Below are 12,224 nucleotides of genomic sequence, written 5' to 3'. Positions count from 1 at the left end.
CTGCATGAGCGCGAGTCACGCGCGCTCGTCGAGCAATTGTTCACGAGTTGGGGAGATGTTCTGCCCACGCTGCGGACCACGACGAAGCTGGCCGAGGCGGCAGCCCACAACCGCCGCTGCCGCTCGTTCAACAACCTTCGCACCCGGCCATACCGCCGTCGCACCGAAACTTCCATGCAGTTGTTTCGCATGGACAGCCACGTAACCGATTTGACTCAAACTTGTAACACTAATTTCCGGACAGTTCCTAAGCCCGAGATGTCCGCCTGGCCTGCCGGGGCAAGTTTGGGCGGGTAGGACCGGCCATTGATGGGCTCGCGTTACAATTGACGACGGGCAAGGGGGAGCCAAGGAAGATCTGCTGAGTCGCTTATTTCGAGTATGGGTTTTTGATGCGCTCGTATCGACGCATTTGCTTGGTTGGGCGTAACAGCTACCAAGCGGTCGTGTAGAGCGACTCTTGTCAAGGCTTCGCAGCTACCGTCGCTCGAAGCGAAGACTTTGTGCGGCGACTCAATCGCGCAAGAGGTTCAAGAGACGCTTGCTAGAGCTGATCCTGCATTGCTACTGTCGCCTACGCTTCTTTCAAAAGCCGATCGCAACCGAAGTTACCCACCGTTGACTTCTTTTGAACACCTGAACCAGGCGCCATGTTCTTTAGATTCCGCCTCGCGATGAACACTCTGACCTGGCCTCGCGGTTCCGGCCACTACTGCCCGCATTGAACCTTCGTCTCCGAGATGCAAGACATGCCCGGCAAACAAAAAAACCCGCCGACCCTGAAAGGTCGGCGGGTAAAGTGTTCGGCCTTGTCGAAGCGCCGTTTTTGCTAAGCTGTGCGGCGGCGCGCCAGCGCGAATCCGAGCACGCCCACGAGGCCCAGCGCCCATGTGGCCGGTTCGGGCACCGGAGCGACCACGACGCCGTACATATTCTGGCCAGCGTTATCGGCCTGGAACAGGCTGAACGTACCGGCTGGGAAATCTTTCTCGTAGACCGAGTAATATTGATTTACGGTATCATCAGCCCCTTCATCGAAGGCGATCTCATCCGGCACGCCGGCGTTTTGCGTGCGGTTCAAACCGTTCGCCGTCGCGGACCAGCCTTGGTCGAGAATCCATTGCATGTGAGTCGCATCGAACGTCGGCGGCGTCGTGCCGACGGTGTCGGACAAGCGATTGTCGATCAGCATGTACACCGTGGACGGAGCGGCCACCGTCACGTCGAGCCGGTACGTGGCGTTATCGCGGTTGTCGTTGCCGGACAAGATGTATTCGTTGCCAACGAGGTAACTTGGCAGCGGCAAGCTGTTGGCAGGATCGTCCACATAGCGGTGGTTGCGATCGACGAATGACGGGGCCTGATGTCCAAAGACGCCGACCGTGTAGTTGGCGCCCACGACTGCGCCCGGAATGGGCTCGTTGACGACCGAGACCGGGAAAGTTTGGCCGGTCCATTTGGCGGTGATGGTGTCCGTGGCTTCATTATCGCCGCCGGTTTCCACGACGTCGACGATGTTTCCGGCCAAAACCGGAGTGGCGAGCGCGGCGCATAGCACCGCCACGCCGAAGCAAAATGAGCTTCGAATCATGGTAGGAATCTCCACAGCAGAAAAGGACAAGAAGAGAGCAGCAGGAGAAGCGGAAAAGTCGTTAATTCCCGATTGTAAGCGAAATAATAGTTTTTTGCAAATTTTAACACCATCCACCATTCGGGGAAAGCGTTTTTCCCTAGGTCGAACGCATTCTGCGAGCTGGCTGGCGTCGGGCATGCCAAACCCATTCCTGGTGGTCCCCGCCTGTGATCGCGAACACTGCGTCGGTCGTTTCCGGGTCCACTTTCAAAACAGTCGTTTTCTGCGGGATCTTGAGGAGATTCAGCCGGCGGGAAGTCTGACTTTGCGTTGGGGATGGCGCCCCGGCGCCGAAGTTGTTGCGGACGGCGTTCAGGTCCGCCACATCGACGCGCGCGTCCCCATTCGTGTCGCCGAGGACGCCTTGGCCCGTGGCGCCAAAGTAATTCCGCACATTGTTGAGATCCACGACATTGACCGCGCCGTCGCCGTTGGTGTCGCCCGGAACCGTGGCGACGAAGTCCGTCGAACCGGGCGTGGGAGCGGCCGCGACCCAGGATTCGAACCGGCCGCCGAAGGCGTCCGCGGTGGCGCGGTGCAAGCTCGGGCCGTTGCCGTTCGGACCATCAGGCCACGGCGCGTCGTCGTCGTATTCCACCTGGTCGACGAGCACGATCGGCGTAAAGTCTGGTTCCGCGGGACTCGGCACATCGGGCCGAAGCAGTTGCAGCAACTCGCCACCGTTATTGAGGCGGCCGACGAATGGTCCCAAAAGCGGAACTGAGTCGCCGATGCCGTATTTGGACCGGAACGACGCGGCTGCCAGGAGCTCCACCGGCGCGAAACCGACGATCGTCAGTGCGGCGCCGGCCGGCAAACTTCCGCCACGGAAGACATAGTCCACGCCGCCGGCCAACGTCCAGCCTGTGAGGTCGACCGCCGTGTTACCGCGATTGTAAATCTCGACGAACTCCAACGCCTCGTCATCGGCCGCAAGCGTCGGATCATACATGATCTCGCTAAACACCAGATCGCCGATCACCGGCCCGACGTTGGCTTGCCCCAAAGAATTCGCCGTCATGGGGAACAATAGCCCAGCGGAATCCGGCCAACGCCCCAACGAGACGCCGTTCGGAGTCGCCGGGAACTCCACATGATCGACGAACTGCGCCGGGCGTCCGTCGTCGCCCGCCAGTAGCCAAACATCTTCGCCGTGCAAGCCATCGAGCGCGAAGCTCAGACCGATACCGGGCGTGGGGTTGAAGTCATCCTCGTCGAACACGCGGTAACCGCTTGCCGGTAGAACGGTCCCGTCAGGAATGACGAACTTGGCATAGTCGGACTTGGAATCGCTCAGCAGCCATCCGCCAACGTCGATCGGCTGATTCGTCGTGTTGTAGAGCTCGATCGCGTCAAGCGCACCGTTCGCTCCCCGTGTGAGAATCTCGTTGACGACCACGTCTTGTCGCCGCCCTGCGCCTTCCGACCCGGGCGTGCCGCCGAACTCGCTGCTCGGGCGCCAGTTCGCTGGATCGCTTAAGTCGTCGAGCGGATTGATAACTTCCAACGAGCTGCCGTCGCCGTCGGGACGCCCTGGCCAATCTCCCCCGTCGTCGTATTCCAACGACTGCACGACGCCGTCGAGCGCGTCAAGAATCTCGAGCGTCTCCCCGCTGTTGCTCAAGGAACCGACGAACGTGCCAGCGATGGCCATTCCATCGCCGTAGCGCGCGGTGAACGCGGTTGGATTCTTGACCAGCACCGCTCGCGCGCCCGACGCGAGTTGCGCCGAGGCGTCCGGACCGAAGTTGAACTCCACGCCCGTGAGCTGGACCCCGTACAAGCTCACCGGCAAGTTACCGGTGTTCATCAACTCGACAAACTCGAACTCTCCGTCATCCACGGCCGGCTCTCCCGCGCCCGCCGGATGCGGATGATAGTTCAACTCGACAATTGCCAGAGTTGGCTGACCGACGACGAACGTGGCCTCGTTCAGCGAACTCCACTGCCCGTTCAAGAAAGAGCGGGCCTTTACAGCGCCGGTCAATTGAAGCGGAACTGGGCCGGCATAGACCACGGCGCTCGCGATATTCACCGGGCCGCCCGGCAAGCGCGGGTCGGAACCGTCAAGGGTGTAGTAGATCGTCGCGCCGGCAGGTCCAGTCATGGACAACGGGAAACCGGGCGCCACTACGCCGCCATGCTGGCTGAAGTTCGGCGCATCGACCGTTGCGTACAGCCCGGCGCTGCGCAGCTGATTCAGGACGTTATTGGTGCGCGCCGGGAAATAGTTGTTGACCAATTGCGTTTGCGTGGCGAGCCATTGAGCCCGTGTACGGGGCGAAGCGTCGCTGTTATCGCCCCAACGCGCCGACTCGCCAACGATGGCGCGATCGACTTCGCTCATACGAGCCTGGTACAACGCCAACGTGTTGGCGGAAGTCAGCGCGCCACCATTGAACAGATGCACGCGCGCCCGGTCGCCAAACAGCACGCGGTACTCAGGGTTGGACAACAATCGCTGATGGATCTCCGTTGGCCCGCCCGTATCATTGCGTGCGAGCACATTCTCGTTCGGCGTCTTGAGCACATGCTCCGCGTCCCAACTGTGAAAGCGCCATTTACCGACGGTGGCGACGCGATTGTACGAAGCGTACCAGTTCTGGTGCGCCCAGTCCGTGTTGCCAACGTAAAAGTTCAGCAACATGTAGTCGGCGAAGTCGCTGAGATCCAACTTCGCCGCAAGATTCTGATAGTTCTGTTCGACGGTGAGCGTCTGCCGCGCCAGATTGAGCAACTCGGCGTAGTTGGCCGTCGTACCGTTCACCGGCGTCGACGGGCGGTGCTTCATGACGTCGTAATCATCTTTGTCGCCGCCCAAGTAGTCGGAAGCGAAGGTTTCATCGGGCCGCTCATGGGCCATGTACATGCCCCAATAGAGCCCATTAATGTAGACCTGCACGGCCCGGCCGTGCGGCCCATGGCCGCCCATGGCGTTTTGCAAATCGGCGACAAACTGATCCTGAACGTACTTCGCGGCGGCGCGTTGATTGGAGTCTTGCGAATGCACCCAGGAGTAGTTCAACACGGAATCGAGGATCAACGTGTCGAACGAATCAACGGCCCCTTTAAAGACCGGATAGTCAAGTTTCGTGGGGCCGTACGGCTCCTTGAACTTGAGCCGCATCGACAGTTTGTCGGATTTCCAGCGATCGGCGCTGCTGCCGCCTTGAATCTGCACTGCGGCGTCGATCTGGAAGGCGCTCTCGCCGCTCGGCAAAATCCATTCCACGCTCGCGGCCTTCTCGACGCCGGTGCCTTGAATGTAGATGCCGGATCCGTCACGCGCGCCGGCGAACCAGTCCAGCCACGGCATCACCAGCGAGACGGTCGGCACGGTTCGCAAGTCGCTCGTCGAGAGCCGATTGTTGGCATCTGCATGATTCACGATATCAGGATCGACAACCCAGTCAGGCCCGGCGTGCCCCCAATTCGCATAGTTCGGCAGGCCCACGCCGTTCTGTTGCAACACCGAATCAAGGAACAAGTAGGTCTGCGTATCAATGTTCGTCGAGACATATCCAGGCTTGAACGCCGCGGCGCGGAGCGTGGTGGTGTTGGTGATGGGAATTGGTCCGGAGTAAACGATCCCTGTCGTCGCGGTGGGCGGATCGCCGTCGGTCGTGAAACGAATCTCGGCGCCGCTCGTCGCCGTGCTGATCTCCAGTACGAAGGGTTCACTGAAAAATCCGCGATCGACGCTGAACTTGGTGTCCTCGACGAACCCCAGTGAGCCCGGCTGATTCGCGGCGCCAGGCGTGGGGGTCGTGAAGTATTGCTCAACCAGCGTTGTACCCAAAGTGGCCGTTAGTCTCGCGTCGATCAAAAAGTCCGCATCGCCGGCCGACGAGTTCAGCCCGTGGATCGCCAACACATTGGTGTCTTGATCCAATAGCAGCTGCGCAAAGTCCGTGACATCGATCTCTTCGTACGCGATGGCCGTGGCGTTCAGGCGTTCTTCCGTGGCGGTGGAATCCCACTGCACGCCGGCAGGCGCATTGCGGCGGGCAATTTCGGAGCCATTCAAATAGGCCACGAAGCCGGCGTCGTAGCGCATCGACAACGTCAGCGATTCCATGGCTGGAATTCCGTCGAAGGCGAACGGCAGCCGCACGTAGCCCGAGGCATTCTGATCACGGAGTTGCGCGTCGACGTTCAGTCCGACGGCAGGTGCCAGCGAGACCTCGTCCTGTTCAGCCACGACCACGGTGTACATATTCGAAATGTCGATGGCCTGTTGATGCAGCGTGATCGCGTTATTTACGACCTCTCGCCGATAGACCGTATAAAACTGATTGACGCCCACGCCGGTCCCGATGGTGCCGGGGGGAGTTCGGTCATCCACCGAGGCGCCGGCGCTGCCCCCTTCATCAACGCCCGTGAAGTCCGGCTTCCCGCCAGGGAATAGCCCGGTGTTGACCATTTGCCAACCGTCGTCAATCACCCACTGCAGCGTGCCGCCCAACTCGGGCGGATCAAGACTCGAGTCGCTCGCGGCCGCGGCGGGACCGTTGAGTCGATTATCCAGTAACAGGTAGGCCGTCGCCGGGCGCGACGTATTGATCGTCAATTGATAGTTGGCCGCGGAACGGTTGTCGTTCGCCAACTCGACATACGCCTCGCCGGCCAGGTAGTCCGGCATGGGCACGGGAGCGTTGCCGACCGTCGAAAGATTCCCCGTCGCCGAGTTGTACGCTGCACCATTGTGTTCATGCCCGCGATCGACGTAGGCGAATTGATCCTCGCCAAACGGATTCGGTGAAAGTCGTCCAGCGCGCACGCCGGCCAAACCGCCGGTCTCCACGACCGAAGTTACCAACGGACCTTGCTGCGCGGTCGCGTAGCCAACCCCCTGCGGGCCAGAAATCCAAGCGGAGTCGTCGTAGTTTGTCGTCGTCCAATTCAGTCCCAATGATTCCGCGCCGGGTGTGAAATGGGCCGGCGTCAAGGCATCGACAAACGGGACCGGTTCGGCCGATTGAGCGAGCGCACCGAACGAGACGTCGGCAAGCTGCGAAGGATACTCAGGCGCAAACTCGGTCGCGGTCTCGTCGCTCGCTGGCAGGGTCAGCGCCAGGTATTCACCGGTGGCATCTAACTGAAAATTCGCGTGCAGCTCCGCGCCAGCCACCGCCTGATCCTTGCCCGAGGCGAACACAATCAAGTTCGCGCCGGCGGCGAGCGTAACGGCTGGCAACTCCCATTTAGACGGATCGGCCGCATCGTCGGTGAGTCCCCAGCCGTCGAGGTTCACTGGGCTCGTGCTGATGTTCTCGAGTTCAATCCAATCGGAATATGCACCGTCCTTGTCGGCGAGAATCGTGCGGTTGTCCGCCATGAACTCACTGAGAATCACGGGAGCGGCGGCCGGCGTCAGGCGCCGCTCCAAAGCTTCAATGTGTCGCTGGCTCATGCGGCGGCGAGGGCGCACGCGCACGGCGCGCTTCGAACGCGATTGCATCGATAACCTTCCAAGAAATGAGGCGCCGGCGAGCGACCACCCGCTAACCGCAGCCCCAAATTACTAACACAGCCGTCGTCCACCGGAAGCGCACCACCGGCGATCGCTACGAGCCCCCCTATTGGACCTGGCGAACGCCGGCCCGCGAAACTTTCCCCGAGTTGTATCTAGTCGACGCCTCGCAATGAAGTCAATGATTTGGCGCTGCGGCGGCTAGTCACGGCGTCGCTGGCGGGCGGCGAAAACGAGAGCGACCGCCGTCAGCACGAGACCGAGCGAGGCGGGCTCCGGTACGCTCTGCGCCCCGGGTGCCGCGCCAAAGTTGTTACGAACGGCGTTCAAATCGCTGATGTCCACCTTACCGTCAAAGGGAAATGCATCGCCCGCCGTGCTGCCGACTTGTCCTGTATTGCCAAAATTGTTGCGCACGCCGTTTAAGTCGGTGATGTCCACATCACCGTCATTGTCAGTGTCCCCCGGCTGCCCGACGCTAATCGGCTCGCCGTACTCGACGGCGCCCAACATCGTCTCCCCGGAGACGAGATGGATTTCGAACGTCAAGTCGCGTTTACCGGTAACCTTGAAAGGAGTCCCCAAGTCGACCAGCATTCGCGAGCTAAAGAGCGAGCTTCCCAATGGATTCAACTCATTCAAAAATTCCGCAGAAGGATTGGCCTCTTCCCAGCTAGACAATCCCTGATCGTCCAGGCTCAACCAGGCGCCATTCGCGAATTGCAGCGACCCGCTGGCGGAACCGATAGTGTAGCCGTTGATCGCGGCGCTGAAACTCGATTGGTTTTGAATGACCGCGTCGCCGGTATCCGGGTCGACGACCAACACCAGCGTATTGTGGGGCCCCGAATACTCCACCAGGCCGCGGATGGTCTCCCCGGACGCCGTTGAATAGTCGAACGTCAGGTCGTCGCCCGACTGGCCGAAAGCCGTCGGAGTGAATTTGAACGGAGTTCCCAGACTCAGACTTTGTCCCACGGGCAGAGTCGACCCGGCAAAGGGGGCCAATTCGCCCAGATCAGTGTTCGTCGGCGGTGCCTCGAGCCATGAACCGAGATTCTTTTTATCGAGGCTGCTCCAATCGCTGGCGTCGAGCGATCCCAGTGGGGAATTGATGCCGTAGCCATCGAAGTTCACTGGCCCTCCGGCGACGTTTTCGATGATGGTGGCGCCAGTACCTCGATCCACTGACAAGATGAGGCGATTAACCACGCGGACCGAAACGTCGCCGCTCCCTCCGGCGTTGACGGCCTGATCGTACACCAGTCCGCGCGGCAGCGCGACGTTGCTGGTGATGCTCGAGAACCTGCCCGTTGCCGTGGCGGCATTGATCAGTTGCCAGGAGTTACCGAAGGCGGGCGTCACGCCGTCGAAGTTCACATCGAGACGACCGCCGACACTGGCCGAGCCAGTTACGTTAACGATGCTGGCGCCGGCCGGGCTGATCGACGGTTGGTAAACGCCGTTGACGCTCAGATTCCCCGCCACGTCGAAATCGACATTGGGGCCAACGAGCCGCGTATTACGTGCCAAAACCGCACTGCCGGAGAGCGCGATCTTAGCGGTTCCGGACGCCTCAAGCGTGCTGCCGCTAGCGCCGCCGAGACTCAGATTCCGCGCGGTGAGTGAACCGTTGCCCGCGAGGGTCAAACGCCCCGTGCCTGCTTGCCCCACGGTGACGCTACCATTTGCGGCAGGCGTCGCCGCCGCAACGACGTTCAACGATCCGCCGTTGCGAATGTCCAGCCGGCCTGATGAGCCCGCGCCTTCCGCGATCAGCACGCCGCCCACAGAGTGGAGCGCGGCGACGTTGAGGAAAGCCGTGCCGCCGTTGTTGATTCCGGGCACTTCGTCGGGATAGTTATCCCCCGGAATGAAATTCTGCTGAGATACCGGGTCGATCCAGCTCGCTAGCGCATTCCAATCTCCGTCGCCCGTCGGCACAAACACGATGGTGCTTTGCGCTTGAGACGCGTTCGCACTCAGCAACATGGCGCCCATGACCACGGCATGCGCCGCGCTGCGACGTACTCGAACAAGTGCGGCAGCGGCCAAACCCATGCCCAACAACATGAAGGCTGAAGGCTCCGGTACGCCCACAGGGAGTGGCCCGGAGAAGGCGTTTTTCCAGATTTTAAAGTCCGACAGATCGACCAGGCCGCTAAAGTCTAGATCTCCTTGCTCAGGAGTCGTGCCAGTGCGGAAGTTGAGGCGGATGATATCGAAATCCTGAATGTCCACAAACAGGTCGCCATTGACATCGCCAACGACGGCGGCGGCGCCTGGCTTTACGACGACTCCGTACATGTTTTGTCCGGCGTTATCGGCTTGAAACAAGCTGAACGTGCCCGCCGGGAAAGCCTTCTGGTACACCGAGTAGTATTGCTCGATCGTGTCGTTGGCGCCCTCATCGAACGCGACTTCATCGGGAAGCGCGGGGTCGCCGGCGCGATTTAATCCATGTGCCGTGGGAGCCCAACCTTGATCGATAATCCATTGCATGTGCGTCGCATCGAATGTCGGCGGATTCGCGTTGCTTGTGTCCGACAGGCGATTGTCAATCAAAATGTAGGCCGTCGCCGCGGCGTTGACCGTCACGTCCAATCGGTACGTCGCGTTGTCGCGATTGTCGTTACCCGACAAAAGGTATTCAGAGCCCACGAGATACCCGGGAATTGGCAGCGTATTCGAGGCGGTGACGTCGGAATAGCGATGGACCCGATCGACGAACGACGGAGCGAAGTGGCCAAACAAACCCGCGGTAAAATTGGCCCCGACGACGGAATCCAGCAAGGGCTCGCCCGCGACGGTCACTTGCCAGGTTTGGCCGGACCATTGAGCGGGAATCGTATCCGTGGCTTCGTTGTCACCGCCCGTTTCCACCACACTTACGATCGTCGCACCGGAAACTGGCCCGGCGAGCAGGCCGAGCAATCCGAGGAGAGACGCCGCACCGCGAACTTTCCGCCATGCGCTGCGCCCAGCCATCACGGCGCACGCGATCAGAGCGATGGCCGACGTGGTTGGTTCCGGTACGTTGGCGGGCGCTCCTCCGCCGAACGCGGTCTTCCAAATTTGAAAGTCGTCGAAGTCGACCGTCCCGTCAAAATTCAGATCGCCTTCTGCGGGCGCGGCGCCTGTGCGAAAGTGGTCGCGGATGACCCCAAAGTCCAGCAAATCCACGACCTCGTCGCCGTTCACATCGCCAACCACAATTTCTCCGTCCGGCGCGATGACCACGCCGTACATGTTTTGGCCGGCGTTTTCGGCTTGAAGCAAGCTGAACGTCCCCGCGAGAAACTTCTTTTGATAGACGGAGTAATACTGATTCACGGTACCATCGGCCCCTTCGTCGAAAGCGAGTTCGTCCGGGAGATTGACGTTCAAGCCACGATTCAAGCCGTTGGCAGTGGCCGCCCAGCCCTGATCGACAATCCATTGCATGTGAGTCGCATCGAAAGTCGGTGGCGTAGCGCCGTCGGCGTCGGACAAGCGATTGTCAATCAGCATGTACACCGTGGAAGGATCCGCGATCGTCACATCGAGCTTGTACGTCGCGTTGTCGCGATTGTCGTTGCCAGACAAGATGTACTCCTTGCCGATCAAGTAAGCGGGAATCGGCAGCGCTGCGTCGCTCATGTAGCGATGAGCACGATCTACAAACGCGGGCGACAGGTCCGCGAACAAGCCCGCCGTGTAGTTGGCGCCTACGACGGAATCCAGCAATGGCTCCGCCGCGACGGTCACTTGCCACGTCTGGCCCGACCATTTGGCAGGAATGGTGTCCGTGGCCTCATTGTCGCCGCCAGTCTCCACGACGCTGACAATGTTGGCGGAATTCGCGATGCCAACGAGGGTCAAAACCATCACCAAAGCCAACGCGCGTGATTTGACGCAATACATCAACGGATCCTCCTCATTGGAAGCCGACGGCAGGGCGCGAGATGGAAAGGAACGGACCGAACGGTCCTGCGAATGTAATGAATCTGGGAGACGAGGACGACGAATGCCGTCTGAGGTGAGAGTCTAATGCGACTCGCCAGCCGATTCAAGCGTTTTCCGAATCTGATGTAAACCTGATACTAACTTTTGAGCCAGTCGAACACTTCGCGGAACCAATGCACTGCATCGAGCAGCTTCGCCCTGCCGCAACTCCGAACTGGATCGCGAATGAATGGATGGACCGTAAAACGAAGTGGCAGATAGTACATGGCCATTGTTCTGCTTCCGTCCGGGACCGAGACGAATGTGATCGCGTTAGTCGGCCCGCTACTGAACTTAGTGACGTTGTGTCTTGCGCGTCTGATCACGTGGCTGCGGGCGTGAGCGACGACTACCAGCGCTACAAGACCTTCCTCGCGACCTACGCACTGGCCGTTCGCGTGATTCGCGTGGTGCTCGTCCAGGAGGAGCATGGTTGCTACGCCTTCTGCTGCACTGACGCCAACGCCAGCGTCGTCGAAATCCTGGAAGCGTTCGCCGACCGCGCCACGATCGAACAGGATTTTCATGACGTGAAAGAAGTCTGGGGCTCGGGCCAACAACAAGTCCGCAACATCTGGAGCAATCTGGCGGCGTACAATCTGAATCGGTGGATGCATACGCTCGTGGAACGGCAGACCTGGGATCAATCGGGAAATCAGTTGGTCGATCGCAGCGACTCGCCGTGGGACGACGCACAACGCCGCCGTTCACACGCAAAATGTCGCAAAGCCTTGCGGCAACGCCGACGAAAAAGTCGAGTCCGTCCATGAGGCCATCGCGGCGGGCGAGATTACCTGGCCCTGCATTTGGGACGGTGAAGATGGTCCACTGGCGACGCGATATCAAGTCGATGGCTTTCCGAGGGTTCTGCTGCTCGACGGCGAAGGACGCGTCGTGATGAGCGGCATCGACAAGGTAATGCTGGAGCGAGCGCTGGATGCCATGAAGGCGGCGCAGTAGAAGGCCGTAGGTCAGGCTTTCCAGCCTGACGTTTCGCACACCGCACTTGCTGCCCACGACGCAACCAGTCAGGCTGGAAAGCCTGACCTGCGAATTAGGCTCTGTTGACGATTAAATCCGCTTTAGGCGGATGAATCCGAGGGCCAGTTGGATGATTGCCAGAAATGTTTGTTT

The 12,224-nt window shown here is 60.2% G+C and carries 5 protein-coding genes; 2 read left to right on the top strand and 3 right to left on the bottom strand.

All coding sequences use genetic code 11. The annotated features are described in order from the left end of the window. Nucleotides 1–297: hypothetical protein (locus SGJ19_26120; protein ID MDZ4783739.1), on the top strand; the 297-nt coding region annotated here is incomplete at its 5' end. 532 nt (nucleotides 298–829) lie between these two features. Here SGJ19_26120 and SGJ19_26115 read toward each other — a convergent pair. The 3 genes from SGJ19_26115 to SGJ19_26105 form a co-directional block, all read right to left on the bottom strand. Next, complete coding sequence (locus SGJ19_26115) at nucleotides 830–1,591, bottom strand: PEP-CTERM sorting domain-containing protein (protein MDZ4783738.1); 762 nt, start codon at nucleotides 1,589–1,591, stop codon at nucleotides 830–832. A gap of 139 nt (nucleotides 1,592–1,730) precedes the next feature. Continuing rightward, nucleotides 1,731–7,094, bottom strand: coding sequence for a lamin tail domain-containing protein (locus tag SGJ19_26110; GenBank protein ID MDZ4783737.1), 5,364 nt, complete (start codon nucleotides 7,092–7,094; stop codon nucleotides 1,731–1,733). A 213-nt stretch (nucleotides 7,095–7,307) separates the two neighbouring features. Further along, a complete protein-coding gene (locus SGJ19_26105; protein MDZ4783736.1) occupies nucleotides 7,308–11,009 on the bottom strand; it encodes a PEP-CTERM sorting domain-containing protein in 3,702 nt (1,233 codons plus the stop codon). Between the two features lie 386 nt (nucleotides 11,010–11,395). Between SGJ19_26105 and SGJ19_26100 the strand changes: the two genes are divergently transcribed. Then, complete coding sequence (locus SGJ19_26100; GenBank protein MDZ4783735.1) at nucleotides 11,396–11,860, top strand: hypothetical protein; 465 nt, start codon at nucleotides 11,396–11,398, stop codon at nucleotides 11,858–11,860. Nucleotides 11,861–12,224: the final 364 nt, after the last annotated feature.

It is taken from the genome of Planctomycetia bacterium, assembly GCA_034440135.1.
Classification (GTDB): Bacteria; Planctomycetota; Planctomycetia; order Pirellulales; family JALHLM01; genus JALHLM01.
This window is presented reverse-complemented; position numbering and strand designations above follow the sequence as displayed.